Origin of the sequence: Flavobacterium sp. ACN6, assembly GCF_002304005.1 — a bacterium.
Classification (GTDB): domain Bacteria; phylum Bacteroidota; class Bacteroidia; order Flavobacteriales; family Flavobacteriaceae; genus Flavobacterium.
The window spans coordinates 91,106-117,039 of record NZ_MRCQ01000007.1; the positions used below are offsets into that span (position 1 = coordinate 91,106).

The following is a 25,934-nucleotide window of genomic DNA, read 5'->3' on the forward strand; positions in this document are numbered from 1 at the left end:
TTTGAAGTTTTCGATATGCCGTCAAAAAATCTTAAATTCGCTGTCTTAATTTTTCATTTAAAACATAATAATTTGGCAGCTAAAGAGAAAGTGGTGAAAGAAACACCTTTAATGAAACAGTACAACGAAATCAAGGCTAAATATCCTGATGCATGTCTGCTTTTCAGAGTAGGAGATTTTTATGAAACCTTTGGAGAAGACGCCATTAGAGCTTCAAAAATTTTAGGAATAACACTAACTAAAAGAGGAGCAGGGTCTGAAACTGAAACAGCTCTGGCGGGTTTTCCGCATCATTCTGTAAATACTTATCTGCCAAAATTGGTTAAAGCTGGACTTCGAGTAGCAATCTGTGATCAGCTTGAAGATCCAAAAATGACTAAAACAATTGTCAAAAGAGGCGTAACGGAACTTGTAACTCCTGGTGTTTCTTTAAATGATGAAGTGCTGCATTCAAAATCAAATAACTTTTTAGCATCTGTTTATTTTGCCAATAAAAATATTGGGGTTGCTTTTTTGGATGTTTCAACAGGAGAGTTTTTAACTGCTCAGGGAAATGCCGAATACATTGATAAATTATTACAGAACTTTAATCCAAGTGAGGTTTTGGTTCCAAAGAATAATAAAGGCGATTTTAAAAGTGCTTTTGGTGAAGATTTTCATAGTTTTTATCTAGAAGACTGGATTTATAAAGAAGATTATGCTTTAGAAACACTGACAAAACATTTTCAAACCGTTTCTTTAAAAGGGTTTGGGGTTGAGGAATTGAAAGAAGGAATTATTGCTTCTGGTGCTATTTTGTATTATTTATCAGAAACACAACACAATCGTGTACAGCATATCACGGCGATTCAGCGTATTGCAGAAGACGCGTATGTCTGGATGGACCGTTTTACGATTAGAAACTTAGAACTATACCATAGTTATAATCCAAATGCAGTTACGCTTTTGGATGTTATAGATAAAACACTTTCTCCAATGGGAGGACGTTTATTAAAACGCTGGCTTGCGCTGCCGTTAAAAGACAGTAATAAAGTAAAAAGCCGACATGAAGTTGTGGCTTACTTGAAATCGAATCCAGAAATCCTGCATAATATTCAATATCAAATTAAGCAGATTTCAGATTTAGAACGTTTGATCTCTAAAATAGCTGCAGGAAAAGTATCGCCTAGAGAAATTGTTTATTTGAAAGAATCCCTAGACGCTATTATTCCGATAAAAACACTTGCGCTCGAAAGTCCGCAGGAAGCAGTGAAAGTAATTGGAGATAGTCTGCATGCCTGTGAACTTCTTCGTGAAAAAATTAAAACTACCTTAAATCAAGATGCGCCGGTTGCAATCTCAAAAGGAAATGCAATTGCAAGCGGGATTAGTGAAGAATTGGATGAGCTTCGTGCGATCTCAACTTCTGGAAAAGAATTTTTGGAAGGAATTGAAAAAAGAGAATCAGAAAGAACAGGGATTTCTTCGTTGAAAATTTCATTTAATAATGTTTTTGGATATTATATAGAAGTTCGAAATACGCATAAAGATAAAGTTCCAGAAGAATGGATTCGTAAACAGACTTTGGTAAACGCAGAACGTTATATTACGGAAGAGTTAAAAGAATATGAAACCAAGATTTTAGGAGCTGAAGAAAAGATATATAAAATAGAAAGCGAGCTTTTTGAGCAATTAGTAGCGTGGATAAGTACTTATATTAAGCCGGTTCAAATGAATGCTTATTTGGTTGCGCAGTTAGACTGTTTGTGTTCGTTTACGCAAATGGCAGTCGAAAACCAATATGTACAGCCAGAAATTGACGAAACATTTGAATTGGATATTAAAAACGGAAGACACCCAGTAATTGAAAAACAATTGCCGGTAGGAACGCCTTATATTGCAAATGATGTTTTCCTCGACAGGGAAACACAACAGCTAATTATGATTACGGGTCCAAATATGTCTGGTAAGTCCGCTATTTTAAGACAGACGGCATTAATTGTTCTTTTGGCTCAGATGGGAAGTTTTGTTCCTGCAGACAGCGTTAGAATGGGAATTGTGGATAAAATTTTTACCAGAGTAGGAGCTTCAGATAATATTTCGATGGGTGAATCTACTTTTATGGTTGAAATGAATGAAACAGCTTCGATTTTGAATAATATTTCAGATCGTAGTTTGGTTCTTTTAGATGAGATTGGAAGAGGAACTAGTACGTATGATGGAATTTCTATTGCCTGGGCAATTGCCGAATTTTTGCACGAACATCCAGGCAGGGCAAAAACACTTTTTGCAACGCATTACCATGAATTGAATGAAATGACAGAATCGATGCCAAGAATCCAGAATTTTAATGTCGCGGTAAAAGAATTAAAAGATACTGTTTTGTTTGTTAGAAAGCTTGTAAAAGGTGGAAGTGCTCATAGTTTCGGAATCCACGTAGCAAAAATGGCTGGAATGCCGCAGCTCGTTATTTCTAGAGCACAAAAACTTTTAAAGAAACTGGAGAAGAATCATTCGAGTGACGCTTTACATGGAATAAAAGCGGCTAATGATGAAATGCAGATGAGTTTCTTTAATTTGGATGATCCCTTGTTAGAAGAAATAAAAGAAGAGATTTTGAGTCTCGACATTAATGCAATCACGCCAGTTGAAGCATTGATGAAGCTGAATGAAATCAAAAGAATGCTGGTTAAAAAATAATTTCAAAAAATTTTCAAGTTTAAAGTTTAGGTTATCAGAACATTATAAAATAAGTAAACTTTTTTTTCAAAAAACGCTTGTTTAATTGAATAAATGTCCTAAATTTGCACTCGCAATACGAAACAAGTTGACTGTTGCAGAGTTCTTTAATAGAATTTGAAACGCGAAAATAGCTCAGTTGGTAGAGCGCGACCTTGCCAAGGTCGAGGTCGCGGGTTCGAGCCCCGTTTTTCGCTCAAAAACCATATTATGCTCGGATGGTGAAATTGGTAGACACGCTGGACTTAAAATCCAGTGAACAGCAATGTTCGTGCGGGTTCAAGTCCCGCTCTGAGTACTAAAGCCTCTTCTTTTGAAGAGGCTTTTTTTATTGTGTAAATTCAAATTTGAAATAATAAATTTACGCAGTAAATTTATATGTAATCAACAATCAACAATCAACAATCAACAATCAACAATCAACAATCAACAATCAACAATCAACAATCAACAATCAACAATCAACAATCTAAAATCTAAAATCTAAAATTGTAAATGGGGGCTTTTGTAATTAGCAAGCGGTTTAATGATGAGTATAAATTTACATTTACTTCGCGCAGGGGGAAGGTTATCTTTACGAGTTTGAGTTATGAATTGAGATTTGAGTGTGAGGAGGATATTGAAAAGTTTAAGAAGAATATTGATCTTGCAAGGTTTTTGAAATTTAAAGGATCTGGGGGGAAGTATTTTTTTAAATTGATGCTGGGTGAAGTTCACTTTGCTACAAGTCGAAAATACAGTACTGAATTGCTTTTGCAAAAAGGTATAAAAGAGATTGTGACTTATTCTTCTAAATCTGAGATTTTGGATTTTTCGTCAAGTGAATCTATTTTTGGTGATGAAGATGAGGAAAATGAAGATGAGGCTGCGGAATAATAATAAAAAAAAAGCGTTTACAGATTGTAAACGCTTTTTTATTACTGAAGTGTGATTAATTTTGAAATTAATCATAAAAAAAACCATCTAAAAGATGGTTTTAAAATCGTTAGAACTTAGGTTCTAATTATTTTTTTACTTCTTCTACTTTAGCAGCAGCTGAATCAACTTTAGCAGCAGCAGAATCAACAGTTGCAGCAGCTGAATCAACAACAGCAGCAGCTGAATCAACAGTAACAGCAGTAGAATCTACAGCAGCTTCTGAAGCAGCAGCGTCAGCTTTTTTACAAGATACAACAGTTAAAACAGCAACAACAGCTAAACTTAAAAATACTTTTTTCATCTTACTTTATTATAAAAGGTTAATTATTAATTCGTGGCAAAGATATAAATTTTTTAATACGTAAAATATTTTTTCACTTTTTTTTTAAAATATTTTCCTTACTCACGATTATCTTAGTTATCAAATAATATGCCAAAATAACAAAAATAAATTATATTATGGTATGTTTTGTCTAATTTATTTTTTGTTGAAAATTCTATCGCTGTTTTGGCTCTTTTAATTGCGTTTGTTGTGGTTTATTTTGTTTTTAAGAGAATATTCGATTCTTTCAAATGTGCAAAAAATATATTTTTATGGATTTAATTATCGCAAAAAGTCTGTAATCGATCTAAAATTTAAGATTCAAGAGGTTTTAAAACGCTTTTTATAATGGTTTCTGTTGCTCCTTGATTGTCTTGAATAAATGATTTACAAATCCTGCTTTTTGTTGTAAATAGCTCATTGTCAAATAGTAGTTGGTCGAAAGTGGTTTTTAGTTCTTTAGTATTAGAAATAACCGTGCATCCTTCTAGGTTTACTAGAGAAACAGCTTCTGCGAAATTAGAATAATTAGGTCCTATTACAATTGGAATTCCAAAAGCAGCAGGTTCTAAAATATTGTGAATTCCAGGATTTCCAAATCCACCGCCCACATAAGCAATTGTTCCGTAACTGTAGATCTTCGTTAAAATGCCAATGGTGTCGATTATAAAAACATCGCAGCTTGATAAATCCTTATTTTCTTTTTCTGAAAATAAAACCGTTGATTTTGTAATTTGTGATTTAAGGTTTGAAATTTGATCAGCCTTAATGTTGTGAGGGGCAATGATGAATTTAACATCATCAGGTGCTTGATTGATATATTCGGCTATTAAAACTTCATCTTTAGGCCATGAACTTCCAATGACGATGGTCTTTTTGTTGTTTTTGAAATTTTCGATATAATCCAGTTTGTTGTCTCTCTCTAAAATGGCAGCAACGCGATCAAAACGTGTATCGCCGGAAACAATTACATTATCAAATCCAATGGATTGAATTTTTTGCTTAGAACTTTCATTTTGGACAAAAAAGAAAGTAAATGCTTTTAAAGCTTTTCTGTAAAAACCTCCGTACCATTTAAAAAACATTTGATTGTCTCTGAAAATTCCTGAAATCAAATAAGTTGGAGTTTTGCTTTGCTCTAATTCTTTTAAATAATTCAGCCAAAATTCATATTTAATAAAAAAGGCAAGTTCGGGATGAACTAGTTTTAAAAATTTCTTTGCATTGCTTTTTGTGTCTAACGGCAGGTAAATAGTAATATCTGCAACTGTGTTATTTTTACGCACTTCGTATCCAGAAGGGGAAAAAAAGGTTACAATAATTTTATGTGAAGGATATTTTTCTTTGATTTTTTCAATCACAGGAAGTCCTTGCTCATATTCGCCAAGTGAAGCCGAATGAAACCATATCGTTTTGTCTTCGGGTTTTATTTTTTCTTCTAAAATTGAAAAAACATTTTTTCGGCCTTCAATAAAAAGCTTAATTTTTGGACTAAACAACGCTATGATTCTCAGGAAAAAGCCCGCTAAAGAAACGACTAAATTGTATAAAAAAAGCATGTAATAATTTTTGCAGCTAAATTACATTTCTTTCGACTATTTTCATTGGTTTGAAGCTATTAATAACTATTTTTGTTCCTCCTTTTAGAGATTCCTATCTAAAATAGAGTCTTTACTTTTTAAATAGTATTCAAAATGAAAAAAATTCAAATGGTTGACTTGAAAAGTCAATATGAAAAAATAAAATCTACTGTAGACGCTTCAATTCAAGAGGTTTTAGATACAAATACTTATATAAACGGACCTTTAGTTCATCAATTTCAAAAAAATCTTGAAGATTATTTAGGTGCAAAACACGTTATTCCTTGTGCAAATGGAACTGATGCCCTGCAGATCGCAATGATGGGATTGGACCTAAAGCCAGGTGATGAGGTTATTACAGCCGATTTTACTTTTGCTGCTACTGTTGAGGTAATTGCATTATTGCAACTAACACCAGTTTTGGTTGATGTTGATATGGTAAACATGAACATTGATATTGATGCTGTTAAAAAAGCAATCACACCAAAAACAAAAGCAATTGTTCCTGTGCATTTATTTGGCCGCGCTGCTAATATGGATGCGATTATGGAAATTGCTGCTGAGCATAATTTATATGTAATCGAAGATAATGCACAAGCAATTGGTGCAGATTATATTTCTAAATCTGGAGCAAAAAGCAAGGTGGGTACAATTGGTCATGTTGCGGCAACTTCTTTCTTCCCTTCTAAAAATTTAGGATGTTATGGAGATGGTGGTGCTATTTTTACAAATGATGATAAACTAGCTCATATCATCCGCGGAATTGTAAATCACGGAATGTACGAGCGTTACCATCATGATGTTGTAGGGGTGAATTCTCGTTTGGATAGTATTCAAGCTGGGGTTTTAAATGCAAAACTTCCTTTATTGGATCAATATAATGAAGCGCGTCGTTTAGCGGCTTCAAAATACAATGCGGCTTTTGCAGGAAATGCACATATTATTACACCAGATTTTGATGCAGATGAAAATGATCATGTTTTTCATCAATATGTATTAAGAATTATAGATGCTGATCGAAATGCTTTAATGCAGCATTTATTAGACAAAGGAATTCCATGCGCGATTTATTACCCAATTCCATTGCATTCTCAAAAAGCATATGTGGATACACGTTATAAAGAAGAGCAATTTCCAGTTACAAATCAATTGGTTCAAGAAGTTATTGCTTTGCCCATGCATACAGAACTTGATGATGAACAAATTAAATTCATAACTGATTCTGTTTTAGAATTTTTAAAATAAGAATAAAGAGAATAGAATAAAGAGAATAGAATAAAGAGAATAGAATAAAGAGAATAGAATAAAGAGAATAGAATAAGGAGAATAGAATAGGGAGAATAGAAATATAAAGGATGATAGAAAAAGAATTATAGAAATCTATATTCTTTATTCTATTTTCTATAATCTAAAAAAAATATATGAAAGTATTAGTAACAGGAGGACTTGGGTTTATTGGTTCTCACACGGTAGTCGAATTGCAAAATGAAGGCTTTGAAGTGGTGATAATTGATAATCTTTCGAATTCTTCAGAAGATGTTTTAAAAGGAATTACTGCCATTACGGGGAAAACGCCTTTATTCGAAAAAATTGATTTAAGAGAAAAAAGTGCCGTTCAGGATTTCTTTAAAAAACACAATGACGTTACTGGGGTCATTCATTTTGCAGCTTCAAAAGCAGTTGGTGAAAGTGTTGAACAGCCGTTATTGTACTATGAAAATAACATTAGCAGTTTAGTTTATCTTTTACAGGAATTGCAGCAAAAAACGGAAGCAAGTTTTATTTTCAGTTCTTCTTGTACGGTTTACGGTCAAGCCGAAAAAATGCCAATTACAGAAGATGCTCCAGTTCAGACAGCAATGTCTCCTTATGGGAATACGAAGCAAATTGGAGAAGAAATTATTACAGATACCACTAAAGTGACTAATATCAGCGCGATTTTATTGCGTTATTTTAATCCAGTTGGGGCACATTCAAGTACAGAAATTGGAGAATTACCTTTAGGAGTTCCTCAAAATTTGGTTCCGTTTATAACACAAACAGGAATGGGACTACGTCAGGAATTATCTGTTTTCGGAAATGATTATCCAACGCCGGACGGAACCGCAGTTCGTGATTATATTCACGTTGTCGATTTAGCGAAAGCGCACGTAATTGCTTTGAAGCGTTTATTCAATAAAAAGAATTTAGCGAAGGTTGAAACGTTTAATTTGGGAACTGGAACAGGAAGTTCTGTTTTGGAAGTAATTCATAGTTTTGAAAAAGTAAGCGACAAAAAACTGCCATACGTAATTAAGCCGCGTCGCGAAGGCGATATCACAGAAGCTTATGCAAATACAGATAAAGCAAATAACGTTTTAGGCTGGAAAGCAGAATTAAGTTTAGACGAAGCAATGGCTAGCGCCTGGAAATGGGAGCAGAAAGTTCGCTCTTAGTTTAGTATTCACTCGCAGTTTAAGTTTTTAGTTGAAAACTAAATTAAAAAATCCCAAATGAATTTATCATTTGGGATTTTTATTTTAATTCAATTTATTTTGTAATTTTGTAAGATAAAATTGTAGGAATTATGAATTCGAAAAAAGAAGATAAAAAAAATGATAAGGTTGAAGAGCCTAGAGTAGAATACGAAATTCAAAAACCTAAATTTAAAGGAATAGATCCTGAAACTTTTGATTTTGATGCTGAGTTTGCAAGAGGGTTAACGCCGGAACAAGCAAAGGCTGAATCTATTAGAAGAATTAGAGAATGGTGGGGGAAATAGAAGTTATTTTTACGCCAGAAGTAATTCGATACCTAGATGATTTAGTTGTAACGTTATATAAAAAAGAATATTTTGGTTTTGAATCTGCGGAAGATTATGTTTCTGATATACATAATGCAATACCAGAAAGAATAAAAAAAACTTCTCATAAGAAAACCCCAAAAGCACTTCAATATTTAGGTTCAAATTATATTTTTTACAAGCCAACTGTCAGAACAACTTGGTATATTTTCTTTGAGAAAAGAAACCAGAATTATGTAATAACAGGAATTACAAATAATTACAGCGAAGAAGCAAAAGAGCTATAAAACAAAATCCTCACAAACATTAAGTTATGAGGATTTTTTATTTAATATCGATAACTGAAAACTGAAAACCGAGACTGAATACTTAAAAATTAAGCATTAGCAGTAACCGCTTCTTTATCAATTTTATTAATCAAACCAGCTAATACTTTTCCTGGACCAACTTCAGTAAACAAAGTAGCGCCGTCGGCGATCATTTGCTGAACAGATTGAGTCCATTTTACAGGAGCAGTCAATTGAATGATTAAGTTCTTTTTAATTTCTTCTGCATCAGAAACTGCATTTGCAGTAACGTTTTGGTAAACTGGGCAGATAGGAGTAGAGAATGTAGTTGCTTCAATCGCTGCAGCCAATTCTTCTCTTGCTGGTTCCATCATTGGTGAGTGAAATGCTCCTCCAACAGGTAAAATTAAAGCACGTTTTGCTCCTGCTGCTTTCATCGCTTCACAAGCTTTTTCTACAGCTGAAGTTTCTCCAGAAATTACCAATTGTCCTGGGCAGTTATAATTTGCTGCAACCACAACTCCGTCAATAGAAGCGCAAACTTCTTCAACAATATTATCCGCTAAGCCTAAAACAGCAGCCATTGTAGATGGGGTAATTTCACAGGCTTTTTGCATTGCCAAAGCGCGTTGAGAAACTAATTTCAAACCATCTTCAAAAGATAAAGTTCCGTTAGCAACCAATGCTGAAAATTCTCCTAAAGAATGTCCTGCAACCATTTCTGGTTTAAAATCTTCGCCTAAAGTTTTTGCTAAAATTACAGAGTGTAAAAATACAGCTGGCTGCGTTACTTTAGTTTCTTTTAGTTCTTCGGCAGTACCTTCGAACATGATATCTGTAATTCTGAAACCTAAAATTTCATTGGCTTTTTCGAATAATTCTTTGGCTAAAGCCGAGTTTTCATATAAGTCTTTGCCCATTCCTGTAAATTGCGCGCCTTGACCTGGAAATACGTATGCTTTCATTTGTCTAATTTAATTTTTACTTTTTTTAAAATTGAAAATTAGTTTCAATTGGAAGGCAAAAATAGTATTTTTTTAGCTCGTATAATCTTTAAACATATAAATCCATGCTAATCTTGAAAATCGGAGATTAAAAGAAGTAAGTAAAGTAATGACAACAGCAATAATAGGAATGATTCTTAAATCAAATGTTTGATCGAAGAAAAATTGAGCAATACAGTAAGTTGCAATACCTTGAGCGACTGTTAATCCGTAGTTTACGTACATGGCGCCAAAGAAATATCCAGGTTCTTTTTGGAACTTGTAATTGCAATGACTGCAGTATTCATTCATTTTTGGCAAACCAAAAGTTAGAAAAATATTATTGTCTTTAAAAACTTTTCCTTTATGACAAACAGGACATTCGTTGCTTAGAATATGAGTTAATGCACTTGACATGATCTTGATGTTTTTTATTTATACAAAGGTAATTCAGAGTAAGATAAAAGTCTTTTTTATATCTTCGCGTATTATAGCACAATAAGGACATGTTGTTTGGAATTTCAAAAAAGAAATTTCAAAAAAGAAATTCCAAATTCCAAATTCCAAATTCCAAATTCCAAAAATCTACAATCTACAATCTACAATCTACAATCTACAATCTATAATCTACAATCTATAATCTACAATCTAATCCCGAGGCTTCGGGACTAAAATCTAAAATTTAATCGTGTTATGAAAAGATATCCCATTTACAGCGTACAGAATTTTAGCTGCAATGATATTCATCGTGATTTTTATGTAAATACATTTAAAGAACATTTAAAAAGTCACAGCTTTGTCGAAGAGCCGCATCGTCATGATTCTTATTTAATGGTGTTTTTTACCAATGGTTCAGGACAACACGAAGTCGATTTTGATCAATTTGAAATAAAAAGGGGAAGTTTGTTTGTTTTGCAGCCAGGACAAATGCATCATTGGAGTTTGTCTGAAGATATTGAAGGTTTTGTAATTATCTTTTCGCAGGAATTATATAATTTATATTTCGGACAGAAAAATATCAACGATTATAATTTTTATCATTCGATTCATAATCGTCCTGAGATGGTTTTTGAAGAAAATGAAATGCCAAAAATTCTCCCATATTTTAATTTATTGATTGAGGAAAATCTTCAAAATAATAAATTGCAATTGGATAAATTGTTGAATCTGCTGGATTGCATTCACATCGAAATTTCGAGAAAGTACAGCGAAACCTATTCACATCAAACCCATTCGTACAATATTAAAATCAATAAATTTGAATCACTTTTAGAAGAATATTTCAGAGCTGAAAAACTGCCGTCTTTCTACGCAGAAAAATTAAATATCACTTTGAAACATTTGAACAGAATCTGCAATGAAATTCTCCAAAAAACCGCGACAGAAGTGATTGCCGACCGCGTAATTCTCGAAATAAAAAGAATGCTGATCGACAAACAATTAGCTGTAAACGAAGTTGCTTTTAAAGTGGGCTACGAAGATTATTCGTATTTCTCTCGATTCTTCAAAAAACAAACAGGGTTGTCACCAACAGAATTTCGAAATACTGTGCGATGATTTTTAAGTTTGCAACGAATTACACGAATTTCCACGAATTAATTTTTGTACACTTAGCAGATAAAAAATTAGTGAAAATTCGTGTAATTCGTGGTAAGTCAAAAAAACAAAAAAGCCTGCACTTCCTAAAAAGTGCAGGCTTTTTAACCAACCAAATTAAAACCTATTTTTAAAATTAAGCTTGTTTTACAAATTGTAATTCAATGTTTAATTTTACTTCTTCTCCAACTAAAACTCCTCCAGTTTCAAGAGCTGAGTTCCAGTTTAAACCCCAATCTTTACGATTAATTTTTCCTTCTATGCTTAAACCTACTTTAGTATTTCCCCAAGGATCGGTCATAATACCGCTAAATTCTACAGGAAATTTCACTTCTTTAGAAACACCTTTGATCGTTAAATCACCAGTTAATTGGTAATCACCAGCATCGATTTTTTTGAAAGATGAACCTTTGAAAGTTAATTTTGGATTGTTTTCTACATCAAAAAAGTCTGCACTTCTTAAATGCCCGTCTCTGTCTGCATTTGCTGTATCGATAGAAGCGATATCGCCAGAAAATTCAATCGCAGCGTTTTCGAAATCTTCTCCTTCTGTAGTAATTGTTGCATCGTAAGTTCCAAATTTTCCTGAAACATTTGTAAACATCATGTGTTTAACTTTAAAACCAATTTCTGAGTGAGTTGGGTCAATTGACCATTTTGTAGTTGCCATAATTTTATTTTTTAAATAATTAATTTCATTTTGATAGGACAAAGTTACTTCGACTGTCTTCATTCGGCACTTAACCTAGATTAAGAAATGAAAATGAATAATTTTGTCCGTTTGTATTGTTTTTGTTGTTTGAAAAATTGCTGTCGAATTAATAGTTCATCGGAATGTCCATCAATAAAAATTCAGCATCAGTATTTGCCTGAATGTTTAAAATATCAGTTCCTGAAATTCCAACAGCATCACGAGTATTTAATTCCTGACCGTTGATCGTAACGTTTCCTTTTAAAACAAAAGCATAAACTCCGTTTCCTTCTTTTTTAATTGTATATTCTGTAGATACACCTGAGTCAAAATTACCCATATTGAACCAAGCGTCTTGGTGAATCCAAACACCTTCATCGTCTGCATTTGGAGATAAAATCTGAGACAATTTATTGTGTCTGTCCGCAACATCCAAAGTAATTTGCTGGTAACGCGGCGCTACATTTCTTTTATTAGGAAATAACCAGATTTGCAATAATTTAGTCTGCTGATCTGCATTTGGGTTAAACTCACTGTGCTGCACTCCAGTACCCGCACTCATCACCTGAATATCTCCATTTTTAATGATTTCAGTATTTCCCATGCTGTCTTTGTGAGCTAAATCACCTTCTAACGGAATCGTAATGATTTCCATATTATCGTGAGGATGCGTTCCAAAACCCATTCCGCCAGCAATCGTGTCATCGTTTAAAACACGAAGTGCTCCAAACTGAATTCTATCTGGATTGTACCAGCTCGCAAAACTAAAGCTGTGATAAGCGTTCAACCATCCGTGATTTGCGTTTCCTCTTGTTTCTGCTTTATGTAATACTATATTTTCCATGATGTTTTCCTTTGTGTTATTATTATGGTACAAATTTACGACCAACATCAAGGAAAAGCACTTAATCTAGATTAAGTTCTTTAAGGCTCTAAGTTTCTGAGGTTCTAAGGGGCTAAGGTTTTTAGGTGCAAAGACTTAAATTTACAAAGGTTCAAAGGTTTTTCTTGTTTTTTGGCAGCAGAAATTTTGGTTTTCAAAAGACCTGAAGTCCCGCTATACCTTCCAATCTTTTATGCTGAACCCCAGCATAAAAGGATTTCCAGTTCTATCGGGGCTAAATTAGAAGTTTCATTTTTATAAGAAGGTGCAGAGACTCAAAGCTGCAGAGGTTCAAGGTTCCAGTTTGTCATCCTGAGGAACGAAGGATCACACTCGAAGCTCAACAAAGATTTGTTCCTTCAAAGTTTTTGCTAAAAAAAATATTTGGTCTCACAATAACCACACACGGTTTTGTCATCTCTGACGAAGGAGAGATCTCCGCAAGTAACTCGACAAAGATTTGTTTCTTCAATTTTTTTGCTGAAAAAATCACTTAGTATCAAAGTAACCACAGGTTTTATCATAGAAATCAGGATGACAAGATTGTGTTAAGCAATTGCGTTCAAAGAAAATAAAACTTCGCGACTTCGCGTCTCTGCAATATTATATAAAAAACTAAACTATTTTATCTTAACCAATTTCCCTTTTCCAACCACTTCATCAAGATAATTCACAGCCGAACTTTTTTTGTCATGCATATAAAACGGAATCGTATCTTTTTGAATTTGATCTTTGGGAATACTTATAATTAAATCAGTATTTATGAAATTGTCCAATACTATTGTATTGCCATAAGAAATTTTTCCTTTGGGCATAAACTTGTTATCAAACACAAAAACACTGTCGCTAAAAGTAATTTTATCTTTTTGTATATACGAATTGTTGTCTTCTATTAAATAACTATAACGGCCGTTAAGTTTGTCTCTTTTCTGGTTTATGCTAATAGAAAGCAGTGTTACTATTATAAATAAATATTTCATGAGTTCTAACTGTATTGATTAATAAACTGCTGGACAACAAAATCCGTGTTGTCGTGGCGTTTTTTTATTTCCAAGGCAATTGGAGGAGCGGCTCTTTCTAAACAATCTTTCACGGAGCAAGTTTCGCAAGTAACGCCAACGATTCGTTTAATAAGAGGTTTTCCTTCAATGAATTTAAATTTCTTTTTCATTGTTGGAGTAATTAAAATTCCAACAGAAATGCTGCGAATATTATTCTCGACAAACGGATCTTTTGTTGCAGATGAAAAAACCAAATATTCATTACCGCTATGGACATAACTCGAAATTTGCGCGTCAAAAAAATGAGATTTGTTTTGACTTATAGCTTCATTGATGGTTTTTACAGAAACCCATCTTCTGCAATAATGCTCATTTGTTTCATTGGCGTGCGGTTCCTGCTGATTCGTAATGTGAAGTTCCTTTTTTATCTGGTAAACATCAGAGCCAATAGGGTGCGACATTCTTAAAAAGAATAAGTTTTTAAGCTGGAAATCTTTCGGTAATAAATTTGTTAAGCGCTGATAAAAGGATTCTGGCGAAACCTCAAAACTTTCAATTAAAGAAACAAATTCTTCCGGTTTTGGATTTTCATAATTTAGAAAATTATTGATTTTGTCCACAACCAATTTTCTAGGCAATAACAAGGCGCCGGCAAAATAAGAAGCGTAAAAATTATGCAGAACCTGATCGAAATTTTCGAACTTAATCCAGCTGAAAGTCAATAATCGGTCTGAAATTTTTAAATAATTATAAGCAATTTCTTTTGCTAAAATAAAAGCTTTCTGCGGCCCGTCGAGTTCAGTAGAAAGTAATAAAGTTTTGCTTTTCGGAACATAAATCGAACGCAAATCACCCAAAGCTTCCTGATCGGTAAAAGCAATTTCTTTGATGTTGTATTCGTATTCTTCTTTTAAAATTGCCTCTAATTCTTCAATATTTATTTTAGAATCTAAATTAATCTGAAACGACTTCGAAAAAGCAATTACCTTCTCTTCTAAATCTTCAAAATAATTACTGTGCGCTTCCTGATACGATCGCAAAGCAGCTAAAAAGAAGCTTTCGCGGCTTAAATTATAATGTTGGGCAATTTCAATAATTGTACTAATAAAGGCGTTGACTTTTGCTGGAGCATTAGCAATAATATCTATTAAATCGGCTTCCTGAATGCCAAAAAGTTCTAACGGAATCTCTTTTAGAATTCCAGATTTCAAAATTTCGCCAATGGGAGCGAGGTTGTTGTCGAGTTTTAAAGATACTAATTGATCGTAAGGAACATCTAAATGTTGACACAAAAGAAGAATTTTATCTGTTTTTGGATATTTTTTTCCCTTTTCAATCTCATTTAAATACGATTTTGAAAGATTTGTCAATTTGGCCAGACCAAAAAGAGAAAGATTTTTTTGGGTTCTGACCTGCTTGAGTTTAAGTCCAAATATCAGCTTTATATAGTCTTTTTCGATATCCATAATATCAAATGTAACTGATTTACAAATAATCGCCAAAAAAATATTTTTAAATTTTAGCGAACGTTCGCTATTTTTATAAAAAACTTTTTGTAACATTGTAGTATAAAATATATTAGCTATGACATCGCTAATTAAATTATTGTCTTTTGGAAGGCAAAATAGACTAAGCGATTGCATAGCTGACCAATTAAAAATAAAAATCAGCAGCTATGAAAAACCAATTAGAAATTACCGAAACGGCAATGGAATTTTTAGCCGAAAAGAAGCTTCGTTATCCAAAGATCTGGACCGAAGAAGCAATTGCTTTTATAACTGAACTGCATAGAAAATTCGAATCACAGCGAAAACTATTGCTTTTGCAGCGCGATCAAAAACAAGTCAATTTTGATCAGGGAATCATGCCGGTTTTTATTCCAGAAACCAAAAGTATTAGAGAAGGCAATTGGACAGCAGGCGAAATTCCGAAAGATTTGTTGGATCGAAGAGTAGAAATCACCGGACCGGTTGATCGCAAAATGATTATCAACGCTTTGAATTCGGGAGCAAAGACTTTTATGGCCGATTTTGAAGACAGCACTTCACCAACTTGGCAAAATTTAATGGAGGGGCAAATGAATTTAATTGATGCTGTAAACAAAACGATTTCTTATACAGATTCGGTTAAAAACAAAAGTTATCAGTTAAATGAAAAAATCGCAACGTTAATTGTTCGACCAAGAGGATTGCATTTGCCTGAAAAACATCTTTTAATTGAAGGGAAAGAAGTTTCGGGTTCTTTAGTTGATTTTGGCTTGTATGTTTTTCATAACCATAAAAAACTTTTAGAAAACAATTCAGGACCCTATTTCTACATTCCGAAATTAGAACATTATCTGGAAGCGCGCTGGTTGAATACTGTAATTGACTTTACAGAAGATTATTTGAAATTAAAAAGAGGAACGATAAAAGTGACGGTTTTAATTGAAACTATTACAGCAAGTTTTCAGCTCGATGAAATTATTTATGAATTGAAAGAGCATATCGTAGGCTTGAATTGCGGACGTTGGGATTATATTTTTTCTTACATCAAAAAGTTTAGAAAAAATCCAAAATTCATTGTCCCGGATCGCGATCAGGTAAATATGACTTCGCCTTTTATGAATGCTTATTCCAATTTGGTAATTCAGAGATGTCATAAAAGAGGAATTCATGCGATTGGCGGAATGGCAGCGCAGATTCCGATTCGCAATAATGAAGAAGCAAATGCTGTCGCTTTCGCGAAAGTAAAAACCGATAAAGAACGTGAAGTTCGAAACGGTCACGACGGAACTTGGGTGGCGCATCCAGATTTAGTGTCACTGGCAAAAGAAATTTTTGATAAAGGAATGCCGACTCCAAATCAGATTCATATTAAAAGAGAATATCGAAAAATCACAGAAGGTGATTTGATTGAACCACCAATCGGAATCATTACTGAAAACGGCGTTCGAAAAAACATCAACGTAGGGGTTTTGTATCTGGCTTCATGGTTAAACGGACAAGGCGCAGCGGCATTGCACAATTTGATGGAAGATGCTGCAACAGCCGAAATTTCGAGATCACAATTATGGCAATGGCTTCAGAATAAAGTGGTTTTGGATAATGGACGGAAATTAGATTTGGCTTATTATCACGAATTGGCTTTAGATGAATTCAGAAAAATCAAGCAGGAATTAGGTGAAGAAAATCACGAAAAACAGCAATTTCCATTAGCCGAAAAAGTATTGGAAAGATTAGTTGTAAATCCTGATTTCGTCGATTTCTTGACGATTCCATGTTACAAATACCTATAAACAATTAAAAATTGAGAATTAGAAATTAAAAATCTGCAGTATCTGCTAAATCTGCGAGAGAATAATTTTTTCACGCAGATTTGCTTTGCCAGTTCGCTATCGCTCGCGTAGCAGATAACGCAGATTTTAATTCTTTTATAAATGTTGCGTTTATTTTTTAAACACATAGAAACATAGGTTTATGGTTCTTTAAAATTAAATTTTTAGAGAATTTTAAAAAAAACTAGTTTTCCACACATAGCTATGTTTGTTTAAACAAGTGAAAGGCCTTTAACCAGAAAGATGGACTATGTCTCTATGTGTTTAAAAATTAAACTCAAAGAAAAAATAAGTCTCAGTTCAAAACTGAAAACTGAGACTGAAAACTATACATTTACTAACCACTTTAACTAAACTATTTATGAAAACAACAGAAGACAGAATTCAAGAATTGATTAACGATTGGATCACGAACCCGAGATGGAAAGGTGTTGAACGTCCTTATACTGCTGCCGAAGTAGTTACACTTCAAGGGTCATATCAAATTGAGCATTCTATTGCAAAAATGGGAGCGCAAAAATTATGGAGAAAGTTAAAAAGTCAGGATTATGTTGCCGGATTGGGCGCATTGACTGGAAATCAGGCGATTCAGGAAGTCGATGCGGGTTTAGAAGCGATTTATTTAAGCGGATGGCAGGTGGCTGCTGATGCAAATCTGGCTGGAGAAATGTATCCAGACCAATCACTTTACCCCGTAAACAGCGTGCCGATAGTAGTAAAAAAGATCAATAATGCTTTATTGCGTGCTGACCAAATTCAGACTGTAAATAATAGTGAAGATAAAAAAGATTATTTGGTGCCGATTGTGGCTGATGCCGAAGCTGGTTTTGGAGGAAACTTAAATGCTTTCGAATTAATGAAATCAATGATTGAAGCCGGAGCTTCTGGAGTTCATTTTGAAGATCAGCTAAGTTCTGCCAAAAAATGCGGACACTTGGGCGGAAAGGTTTTGGTGCCAACACAAGAAGCGATTAATAAATTAATATCGGCACGTTTGGCTTCAGATGTTATGGGAGTTTCCACTTTAATCGTTGCCAGAACAGATGCTGATGCAGCAAATTTATTAACAAGCGACGCTGATCCACGAGACAGGAAATTTTTAACAGGTGAAAAAACTGCTGAAGGTTTCTTCTACGTAAAAAACGGAATCGAGCAGGGAATTGCTAGAGGTTTAAGCTATGCACCTTATGCCGATTTGATTTGGATGGAAACCAGTAATCCAGATTTGGTTTATGCGAAAAAGTTTGCAGACGCTATGATAAAAGAATTTCCAGATAAAATGCTGGCGTATAATTGTTCACCATCTTTTAATTGGGCTGCAAAATTAACGGTTGCAGAAATGGAAACCTTTAGAGAAGATTTGGCTGCAATGGGATATAAATTTCAGTTCATTACTTTGGCAGGATTTCATGCTTTGAATACGGGTATGTTCGAATTGTCTAAAGCATACAAAGAACGCGGAATGGCGGGATATTCTGAATTACAAGAACGAGAATTTGCTTTGCAGAAAAACGGATTCAGAGCGGTAAAACATCAAGCGTTTGTTGGAACTTCTTATTTTGACGCCGTTCAAAATACGGTTATGATAGGAAGATCTTCAATAACAGCGATGAAGCATTCTACGGAGGTTGAGCAATTTTAATTTTTTTCCGCCACGAATTCACGAATTATTTTTGACAATCTTTGTGAGTAAAATTCGTGAATTCGTGGCGGAAAATCTTATTTTTTTAAAAGGCGAGCTTTCATTTTGCTGAAAAATTCTGGCGTTACGCCAATGAATGAAGCAATTTGTTTTTGAGGAACTTTATGAACAAGAGATCCATATTTGGTGGTAAACTTTTCAAAACGTTCTTCGGCTGGTAAACTTAAATTGTCCATTAATCGCTGTTGATTGGCAACTAATGAATTCTCAATTAAAATTCTAAAGAAGCGCTCTAATTTTGGAATCTCTAAATACAATTGTTCCTGATTTTCTTTGGATAAAGAAACTACTTCTGCTTCTTCTAAAACTTCAATAAAAAGCTGTCCCGGTTTTTGCGAAAAAAAACTGTACATATCGCTCATCCACCAGCCTTCGCAGGCAAAAGATAAAACATGTTCAACAATATTGTCGTTGATGTTGAAGCTTCTTAAAATTCCTGAATTTACAAAATAAGAATGTCTGCAGACTTCGCCGGCATTTAATAAAATTGTTTTAGGCTTATAAATATTCGTTTCTAGTTTCGATAAAAAAAGTGCTTGCTCTTCTGGCGTCAATGAAACGTGTTTGGCAATGTTTTCAAGAATTAACTCCATTATTTTTTAACGTCTATTAAGGTAAATGAAGTTGCTTTAAAACGATCTTTTTCGATTGTTCCTGTTACAGAAGCTTTTCTAACAGCATTACAAAATCCGTTATCGGCATGTGAGTCGCCATGATCATGAATAGTTGTGCCGTCAACGAAATAGGTTTTTCCGTCGATGCGAACAGCTAAATCACAGCTTTTACCTTTCATTCCGAATTGGCATTCTCCGCAAGAAGCTTCTACAATTGTTGGTTTATCAAATTTCTTTTTGTCTTGTGCTTGAGCTGAAATTCCAATAAACAGGAAAATCATGAATATTAGTTTTTTCATTTTTTAAGAATTTACAGTTATTAGTTTTGCCGTTTCTTTGGCACGTTCTACTACTTTTTCGATTGGAGTGGCCAATGTATCACTGCTTAAAACAACTCCCATTCTGCGATAGGGTCTTGAAGTTGGTTTTCCAAAAATCCTGAAATCGGTTTTAGGTAAAGCGGCTACTTTTTCGATTCCGGTAAAAGTGGGATTTGTAGAATCTTCAGATGCTAAAATTACGGCACTTGCTCCGGCTTTTTCTAGAGTAATTTCAAAAATTGGAAGACTTAAAATTGCTCTTAAGTGCAATTCAAATTCATTGAAATTCTGCGTTCCGGCTAAAGTTACCATTCCGGTATCATGCGGGCGAGGAGAAAGTTCTGAGAAATAAACGGCGTCATTGGTTAAGAAAAATTCAACACCAAAGAGTCCGGCACCTCCAAGCGATTCGGTAATTTTTTCGGCCATGTCCTGTGCTTCGTACAAATCGGCTTCAGAAACTTGTGCTGGCTGCCAGCTTTCCTGATAATCGCCGCGTTCTTGTCTGTGGCCAATTGGCGCGCAAAACAAAGTTGGATTATTATTCTGTGTAATCGTTAAAAGGGTAATTTCTGAATGAAAATCTACAAAAGCTTCTACAATTACTTCGATAACGTCACCACGCGAACCTGCAACGGCATATTGCCACGCTTTTTCAATATCACTTTCTGTTTTGATTGTTGATTGTCCTTTTCCTGAGGAAGACATTAAAGGTTTTACCACACACGGAATTCCAACTTCCTGAACGGCTTTTTGCAATTCTTCTGCCGAAGTGGCGTATTGATATTTAGCCGTTTTTAAACCAAGTTCTTTTGCTGCTAAATCACGAATTGCTTTGCGATTCATGGTAAAGTTTGCCGCTTTCGCTGAAGGAACAACAGTAATGCCTTGTTTTTCGTAATCGTAAAAACGTTCGGTGCGAATGGCTTCTATTTCGGGAACTATAAAATCTGGTTGGTGTTTGGCTACGATTCGGTCAAGCGCTTCGCCGTCGAGCATATTGATAACTTCAAATCCGTGAGCTACTTGCATTGCTGGAGCATTTTCGTAACTGTCAACAGCAATTATGGTTTGTCCGATTCGTTGTGCGGCGATGACAAATTCTTTGCCTAATTCACCTGAACCCAGGAGTAGTATTTTCATTTTGGAGTGTTGTAAAAAATGGAGTAGTAAAAGTAGCGAAAAATGTTTTTAACCGCAAAGTTCGCAAAGAATTACGCGAAGTTCGCAAAGTAAAATATTCGTATGTATTGATGTAGAGACGCACAGCAGTGCGTCTACGTACTGTATGTCTAATCGCAAAGTTCGCATAGAATCTAACGCAGATTTTGCAGATTCGGCAGATTTAATATTTTAACCGCAAAGTTCGCAAGGGATTACGCGAAGCACGCAAAGTAAAATATTCGCATGTATTGATGTAGAGACGCACAGCAGTGCGTCTACGTACCGTATGTCTGATCGCAAAGGCTGTAATCCTGAAATCTATCAAATATTGTTTTTTTATATTATTAAAATAGGATGCTGAGAGTTTCTCGCAGATTTTGCAGATTTATACTTTGGTTGATTGAATTGCCTCCAGCTTTAGCTGGAGGTTGATAATTTATTAAGTTAGTGGCTTTAGCCAAAATTCGTGGTTTGGCTAAAGCCTAATTTTAAGATTCTTTTTGAGCTCCAGCTAAAGCTGGAGGCAATTCATTTTTGTGACTTTTTTATTGTCAGGCTGAGCGGAGTCGAAGCCCTTTCTAGTTGTGCAAACCTTCGACTTCGCTCAGGGTGACACTTTTTTTAAATGAATTTTCTTGTTTACCCGTTTGCGTGAGGGATAGAAGTGGAAAGCCCACAGCCTGACGAAGGAAGTGCGAGGACTTGAAGCGGATAGCCCGACCCGGAGGGACACGCCCAGATTATTTTTGTGAAGAAATTTTTGTTAATAATTATGGCATAACTTAATTCATTACTGTTTTAAAAGGTTGTTTAAAGCGATTCTATATTTATATATTTGCCGGCTTACAAATTAAACCCCAAGATAATGAAAGTAAAATTTTTTTTGATAATGAGCGCTTTGTTCATTACATCAGCCGTTAGTTCTCAAATCGTAATATATAGGTTTGGATTAGGACAGCAGAAAGCAGATGCTGTAATTTTTAAAAAAGACAAACAAACGGTTAGCGGTATAGTTCATTTTCCTGATTTTGAAGATAAAAAAGTAAAAATTAAAGTAGGAGATAAGAATGAAAAATATGCGGCCAAAGAGATAGATTCGATTCAGATTTTTGATGCGGATAAAAAGTTATCTTATACTTTTTTATGGACGAAAACGAAAGTATACAAAAAGAAGGGTACAGCATTTAAGGTTATTAAGGAAAACTGGTTGTGTAAAACTATTATTGGAAAAGTGTCTTTGTATTTAGGTGGCTTGGAATACGGAATTAAGGAAGTTAAGGTAAAGGATGAAGTGACTAATGAAAAGATAAAAGAATCTAAAATGGAAGTGGTTAGTAAAGAAGTTAACCACTATATGAAAAGGAGTAATGAAGATTATCCTATATTGGTTTCTTTAAGTTCAAATGGTGCATCTATTGGTTTTAATGTTTTTTTTAAAGAATATGGTGCTTATTATTTTAGTGATAAACCTGAAATTGTAAAAAAAATACAAGATAAGGAATACAAATATGAAGATATTGAGAAAGTTGTGAATTTGTATAATATGAAGCCGGCGAAGAAAGCTGAACCAAAAGCAGAACCGAAATCAGAATTAAAAGCTACAAAAATAAAGGTGACACCGCCAAAGGCAGCGCCAAAAACGAAAACCACAAAGAAGAAATAAATTGGTAAATAAAAAGCGATACTTTTTGAGTATCGCTTTTTTTTATTTTAATGGAAGTGATCTTCCTCGATTTCAAATTCGGCATCTTTTTCCCAAATTTCCATTTCGCAGGGTTTGCAGTTGAATTTTAGTTTGTACTCCAATTCGCCTTGTTTCAATACTAATGGTTCTTTTACTTTAACACCTACAATGTCTTTTTGGTGTATCGGACATTTTTTTAATTCGTATTTGATACAGTATTTGGTTGTCATTACACGAGATTTTCCTGGATCCCATTGTAATTCGAATGCTTTTTCGATTTCGGTAACACCGTGGCGTTCGTAGAATTTACGAGCGACTTTGTTGGAAACATTGTACATGAAGTCAAGTTTAGTTTCAGGATACGGATGTGACGTTTTAACTATTTGGTGTTCTTCGCGTTTGTAATTTTTTAAACGAATTTCGGTTAACTGATCGTAAACGGTTCTTCGCATTTCGTTGATTTTTGAAATAGGAAGGAACCAGTTTTGAGAAAACATAATATTGATTTCATTAGCTGTATAAGGCGTGAAACCTGTTTTTGCTAATTGTGTTTTGATGTTTTCTTCGATTGATTCGCCAGTTTTTGTCTGCTCTTTTGTGTGTTCTAAATTTACGACGCTTACATTTCCGTCTTCGTCGGTTGCGATTAATTCGAAACCAGTTTCTGTTTCTGTAAGTAATAAAGTTGTGCTTAGTTTTCGAACGGCACTATCTTCTCTTTCCACAATTTTGATGAAAGCGGCATCGTTATTTCTGTAGATGAAAGTTCCGTCTTTTACTTCTTTAAGGACGTTCGGGTAAATTTTACCGTTTTCGGCTTTGTTTACGTAGATTCCGTCGGCTTCGTTATTTTCGTTGATGAAACAAAGTCCGTCACCGTTATTTAATAATTCGCCGTTTTCGATTTCGTAAGCGTTTCCAACAGTTCTTATTAATTTACCAATATATTGTCCTTTTGATTTTGGACTTTCCCAAGAACCAATTGAGCTGTGTCTTTCGTTTACAAAATAGTCGGTATAACCACGGTTGAAAGTTCGGTTTAGAGAAGAATCAAAAGTATAGGTACAAGTTCCAGAAGAAGCTTTCATATATTTTTCGCTTCCGGCTCCTTCTAAATAGCTGTCTAGTTTTTGACGTAAATACGAAACGTTGTTTTTTACGTAAACGACATCTTTTAATCTTCCTTCAATTTTAAAAGAAACGATTCCTGCTTCAATAAGATTCGGAATCTGCTCTGAAATATCTAAATCTTTAATAGAAAGTAAGTGACTGTTTTTGATTAAAGTTTCTCCGTTTCCGTCGATAAGGTTATAGGGTAAACGGCAGTTTTGTGCGCAAGAACCACGATTGGCACTTCGTTCTCCATTAGCCACACTCATATAGCAGTTTCCGCTAAAAGAAACACATAAAGCTCCTGTTACGAAAAATTCTAATTCAACATCTGCCTCGTCGTATATTGTTTTAATTTGATGCAGGTTTAATTCGCGGGCTAAAACCACACGTTTGATTCCGGCATCTTTAAGGAATTTAATTTTATCGGCGTCACGATTATTGGCTTGTGTGCTGGCGTGAAGTACGATAGGAGGTAAGTCCATTTCCATAATCGCCATATCCTGAATAATCAAAGCATCTACACCAATGTCGTATAATTCCCAAATCATTGAGCGACACGTTTCAAGTTCGTTATCGTACAAAATGGTATTCATCACAACAAAAACCTGAGCATTAAATAAATGCGCATATTGTACCAAAGCGGCAACATCTTCAATAGAATTGTTGGCGTTAGAACGTGCTCCAAATTGCGGTGCACCAATATAAACTGCATCGGCGCCACTATTTATGGCGGCCATTCCTCCAATTAAATCTTTAGCAGGAGCTAATATTTCAATTTTCTTCTTCATTTTTAGAACTTTAGGCTTTTGTGGTATTCACGGAAAAAAGTGTGCAAAGTTCTTATAAATATTTCGAGTTTACTAATGCTGAAGCGATTTTTTTGAAATTGTTAACCTAATATGGAATGATGATGATTAAATAGTGATTGTGATTAATCTAAAGGAAAAGAATATCCAAGAGCAAATACTCCAGTTGACTGTTTTGCAGCTGGATGAAAGTAACCAGAAATACCAATTTCGAAATTGTGTTTTCGGCCAATGGCTAATCCTAAACTAAAAGGAATATGCATTAATACATCGCTTTTGTTGAAATTAACATTAGGGGTAAAAGTTTCAAACTTACCTATTGAGGTACCAATACCACCTTCAATAAATGGTGCGACCCATGGTATAGGAGCACAAATTCTAATTTTGCCTCCCATTAAAAAAGCATTTGTTGTTACTTTATACTGCGGTTGGTTTTGTATATTTTGATCTTTATCTACAGATTCAAAAATGGCACCTGCATAGGGTCTTATGCTAAGCCATGATTTTACACCTAAAACATATTCTGCTTGAAGATAAAGCCCGCCTCCCATAACATCCACTTCATCCTGATTTCCATAATCTTCGATATAATAGGAACTGCTTGATCCATAACCTATAGATGCTTTAATAAATTTACCCGTGGTCTGGGCTTTTAAATGAGATGAAAATAATACTGTAAAAACAATAGCAGTAGAAAAGCGTAAACTTAAAATCATTAGATGTTGGTTTTATTTGTAAGAATAAATCGCGGCTAATGTAATAGTATTTTTCGAATTTAAAACAAAAAAAACTGCGCAATCCGAAGACTGAGCAGTTTTCCAAAAAAAAAGCATGAATCGTTTAGTTCGCTTTTATTTTAATTTGTGATAGAGTGTTTTGAATACTGTTTAATTGTTTTGAAACAATAGAAACTTGATTGTGTTCAAGGTGATTTTCTTCGAGTGCATTTTTATATTTTTCGATTGCAGCTTCTTCACCAGTTACGCAGGCATTGATAATTGCTTCTGTATCTCCGCCTGTAAAAGATGATTTAATATCGATCCAAGTTCTGTGTAAAGCTCCTAATGGTCCGCCTCCAGAAGTATCTGTCGATTTTCCTAATTTATTGATCTCGTCTTGTAACTCTACAATAAATAAGGCTCTTTCACGTGCGTATTCCAGAAAGTCAGTTTTCATTGCTGGATTTTCTACGTGTTCTGCAGCGTTAGTATATCCTAGTTTTCCGTCTTCTAGAATTGAAATTAATCCTTCTAAAGTTTTAACTGTTTCTTTTGTGGTTTCATCTGTATGTATCATGACTAATAGTTTTTAAATTAATACATTACAAAGTTGGCGATTATAAAGTGTTCTGTTTTACAGGATTGTACTTGTTGTTTTACAATATTGTGGAATGGGAATTTTGAAAGTTGTTTTTCATTTTATTAAGATGTAGGAGTTTTTTTGAAAATGAATCT

24 protein-coding genes and 2 tRNA genes are annotated in these 25,934 nt (G+C 34.3%); 12 read left to right on the forward strand and 14 right to left on the reverse strand.

Annotation, left to right across the window (positions count from 1 at the left end; all coding sequences use genetic code 11):
• Positions 1 to 72: 72 nt before the first annotated feature.
• From mutS to BSF42_RS12410, 4 genes are all read left to right on the forward strand, one after another.
• Entirely contained in the window at positions 73 to 2,679 is a 2,607-nt protein-coding gene (gene mutS, locus BSF42_RS12395) for a DNA mismatch repair protein MutS (RefSeq protein ID WP_172426680.1), read from the forward strand.
• Between the two features lie 163 nt (positions 2,680 to 2,842).
• Positions 2,843 to 2,915 (forward strand) — tRNA-Gly (locus BSF42_RS12400).
• Positions 2,916 to 2,930: 15 nt separating this feature from the next.
• A tRNA-Leu gene (locus tag BSF42_RS12405) sits at positions 2,931 to 3,016 on the forward strand.
• Between the two features lie 197 nt (positions 3,017 to 3,213).
• Positions 3,214 to 3,594, forward strand: coding sequence for a DUF1508 domain-containing protein (locus BSF42_RS12410; RefSeq protein ID WP_095953418.1), 381 nt, complete (start codon positions 3,214 to 3,216; stop codon positions 3,592 to 3,594).
• Between the two features lie 127 nt (positions 3,595 to 3,721).
• Here BSF42_RS12410 and BSF42_RS12415 read toward each other — a convergent pair whose 3' ends face one another.
• Together BSF42_RS12415 and BSF42_RS12420 are read right to left on the reverse strand one after the other, a co-directional pair.
• Positions 3,722 to 3,937 carry a hypothetical protein gene (locus BSF42_RS12415; RefSeq protein WP_057117327.1) on the reverse strand — a complete coding sequence of 72 codons (216 nt, stop codon included), beginning with the start codon at positions 3,935 to 3,937 and terminating at the stop codon, positions 3,722 to 3,724.
• A gap of 335 nt (positions 3,938 to 4,272) precedes the next feature.
• The gene (locus tag BSF42_RS12420; protein WP_095953419.1) at positions 4,273 to 5,517 is read right to left on the reverse strand and encodes a 3-deoxy-D-manno-octulosonic acid transferase; all 1,245 of its coding nucleotides are present in this window, start codon (positions 5,515 to 5,517) and stop codon (positions 4,273 to 4,275) included.
• Positions 5,518 to 5,652: 135 nt separating this feature from the next.
• Here BSF42_RS12420 and BSF42_RS12425 point away from each other — a divergent pair, with 135 nt between their 5' ends.
• From BSF42_RS12425 to BSF42_RS12440, 4 genes are all read left to right on the forward strand, one after another.
• A complete protein-coding gene (locus tag BSF42_RS12425) occupies positions 5,653 to 6,783 on the forward strand; it encodes a DegT/DnrJ/EryC1/StrS aminotransferase family protein (RefSeq protein WP_095953420.1) in 1,131 nt (376 codons plus the stop codon).
• 176 nt (positions 6,784 to 6,959) lie between these two features.
• A complete protein-coding gene (galE, locus tag BSF42_RS12430; RefSeq protein ID WP_095953421.1) occupies positions 6,960 to 7,973 on the forward strand; it encodes a UDP-glucose 4-epimerase GalE in 1,014 nt (337 codons plus the stop codon).
• A gap of 131 nt (positions 7,974 to 8,104) precedes the next feature.
• A complete protein-coding gene (locus BSF42_RS12435; protein ID WP_095953422.1) occupies positions 8,105 to 8,299 on the forward strand; it encodes a hypothetical protein in 195 nt (64 codons plus the stop codon).
• The gene (locus BSF42_RS12440; protein ID WP_095953423.1) at positions 8,284 to 8,607 is read left to right on the forward strand and encodes a hypothetical protein; all 324 of its coding nucleotides are present in this window, start codon (positions 8,284 to 8,286) and stop codon (positions 8,605 to 8,607) included. The genes BSF42_RS12435 and BSF42_RS12440 overlap by 16 nt, the downstream gene beginning before the upstream one ends.
• A gap of 89 nt (positions 8,608 to 8,696) precedes the next feature.
• Here the strand turns inward: BSF42_RS12440 and fabD are convergent, their stop codons facing one another.
• Both fabD and BSF42_RS12450 read right to left on the reverse strand, forming a co-directional pair.
• The gene (gene fabD, locus BSF42_RS12445) at positions 8,697 to 9,572 is read right to left on the reverse strand and encodes an ACP S-malonyltransferase (RefSeq protein ID WP_095953424.1); all 876 of its coding nucleotides are present in this window, start codon (positions 9,570 to 9,572) and stop codon (positions 8,697 to 8,699) included.
• 72 nt (positions 9,573 to 9,644) lie between these two features.
• Positions 9,645 to 10,007: a DUF983 domain-containing protein gene (locus BSF42_RS12450; RefSeq protein WP_095953425.1), complete on the reverse strand. Its 363-nt coding sequence runs from the start codon at positions 10,005 to 10,007 to the stop codon at positions 9,645 to 9,647.
• 276 nt (positions 10,008 to 10,283) lie between these two features.
• Between BSF42_RS12450 and BSF42_RS12455 the strand changes: the two genes are divergently transcribed.
• Positions 10,284 to 11,147, forward strand: a complete 864-nt coding sequence (locus BSF42_RS12455) for a helix-turn-helix domain-containing protein (RefSeq protein WP_095953426.1) — start codon at positions 10,284 to 10,286, stop codon at positions 11,145 to 11,147.
• Between the two features lie 175 nt (positions 11,148 to 11,322).
• Here BSF42_RS12455 and BSF42_RS12460 read toward each other — a convergent pair whose 3' ends face one another.
• The 4 genes from BSF42_RS12460 to BSF42_RS12475 all read right to left on the reverse strand — a co-directional run bounded on the left by BSF42_RS12460 (position 11,323) and on the right by BSF42_RS12475 (position 15,227).
• Positions 11,323 to 11,856 (reverse strand): YceI family protein, encoded by a 534-nt coding sequence (locus BSF42_RS12460; protein WP_095953576.1) that lies wholly within the window; start codon positions 11,854 to 11,856, stop codon positions 11,323 to 11,325.
• Between the two features lie 148 nt (positions 11,857 to 12,004).
• Positions 12,005 to 12,721 (reverse strand): pirin family protein, encoded by a 717-nt coding sequence (locus BSF42_RS12465; RefSeq protein ID WP_095953427.1) that lies wholly within the window; start codon positions 12,719 to 12,721, stop codon positions 12,005 to 12,007.
• 659 nt (positions 12,722 to 13,380) lie between these two features.
• Positions 13,381 to 13,740, reverse strand: a complete 360-nt coding sequence (locus tag BSF42_RS12470) for a hypothetical protein (RefSeq protein WP_095953428.1) — start codon at positions 13,738 to 13,740, stop codon at positions 13,381 to 13,383.
• A 5-nt stretch (positions 13,741 to 13,745) separates the two neighbouring features.
• Positions 13,746 to 15,227 (reverse strand): helix-turn-helix domain-containing protein, encoded by a 1,482-nt coding sequence (locus tag BSF42_RS12475; protein ID WP_095953577.1) that lies wholly within the window; start codon positions 15,225 to 15,227, stop codon positions 13,746 to 13,748.
• 209 nt (positions 15,228 to 15,436) lie between these two features.
• On the opposite strand from BSF42_RS12475, the gene aceB reads away from it, so the two are divergent.
• Together aceB and aceA are read left to right on the forward strand one after the other, a co-directional pair.
• Positions 15,437 to 17,038, forward strand: a complete 1,602-nt coding sequence (gene aceB / locus BSF42_RS12480) for a malate synthase A (RefSeq protein WP_095953429.1) — start codon at positions 15,437 to 15,439, stop codon at positions 17,036 to 17,038.
• 400 nt (positions 17,039 to 17,438) lie between these two features.
• Positions 17,439 to 18,719 (forward strand): isocitrate lyase, encoded by a 1,281-nt coding sequence (gene aceA, locus BSF42_RS12485; RefSeq protein WP_095953430.1) that lies wholly within the window; start codon positions 17,439 to 17,441, stop codon positions 18,717 to 18,719.
• 77 nt (positions 18,720 to 18,796) lie between these two features.
• Here the strand turns inward: aceA and BSF42_RS12490 are convergent, their stop codons facing one another.
• Genes BSF42_RS12490 through purT form a run of 3 tightly spaced genes read right to left on the reverse strand, consistent with a single transcriptional unit; the run spans position 18,797 to position 20,856 of the window.
• A complete protein-coding gene (locus tag BSF42_RS12490) occupies positions 18,797 to 19,372 on the reverse strand; it encodes a Crp/Fnr family transcriptional regulator (RefSeq protein WP_095953431.1) in 576 nt (191 codons plus the stop codon).
• Entirely contained in the window at positions 19,372 to 19,692 is a 321-nt protein-coding gene (locus BSF42_RS12495; RefSeq protein WP_095953432.1) for a DUF6370 family protein, read from the reverse strand. The genes BSF42_RS12490 and BSF42_RS12495 overlap by 1 nt, the downstream gene beginning before the upstream one ends.
• Before the next feature lie 3 nt (positions 19,693 to 19,695).
• A complete protein-coding gene (gene purT, locus BSF42_RS12500) occupies positions 19,696 to 20,856 on the reverse strand; it encodes a formate-dependent phosphoribosylglycinamide formyltransferase (RefSeq protein WP_095953433.1) in 1,161 nt (386 codons plus the stop codon).
• Positions 20,857 to 21,742: 886 nt separating this feature from the next.
• Here purT and BSF42_RS12505 point away from each other — a divergent pair.
• Positions 21,743 to 22,540 carry a hypothetical protein gene (locus tag BSF42_RS12505; RefSeq protein ID WP_095953434.1) on the forward strand — a complete coding sequence of 266 codons (798 nt, stop codon included), beginning with the start codon at positions 21,743 to 21,745 and terminating at the stop codon, positions 22,538 to 22,540.
• Between the two features lie 47 nt (positions 22,541 to 22,587).
• Here BSF42_RS12505 and BSF42_RS12510 read toward each other — a convergent pair whose 3' ends face one another.
• The 3 genes from BSF42_RS12510 to BSF42_RS12520 all read right to left on the reverse strand — a co-directional run bounded on the left by BSF42_RS12510 (position 22,588) and on the right by BSF42_RS12520 (position 25,776).
• Positions 22,588 to 24,462, reverse strand: coding sequence for a U32 family peptidase (locus tag BSF42_RS12510; protein ID WP_095953435.1), 1,875 nt, complete (start codon positions 24,460 to 24,462; stop codon positions 22,588 to 22,590).
• 143 nt (positions 24,463 to 24,605) lie between these two features.
• Complete coding sequence (locus BSF42_RS12515) at positions 24,606 to 25,196, reverse strand: hypothetical protein (RefSeq protein ID WP_095953436.1); 591 nt, start codon at positions 25,194 to 25,196, stop codon at positions 24,606 to 24,608.
• Between the two features lie 124 nt (positions 25,197 to 25,320).
• Positions 25,321 to 25,776, reverse strand: a complete 456-nt coding sequence (locus BSF42_RS12520; RefSeq protein WP_095953437.1) for a PA2169 family four-helix-bundle protein — start codon at positions 25,774 to 25,776, stop codon at positions 25,321 to 25,323.
• Between the last annotated feature and the right edge of the window lie 158 nt (positions 25,777 to 25,934).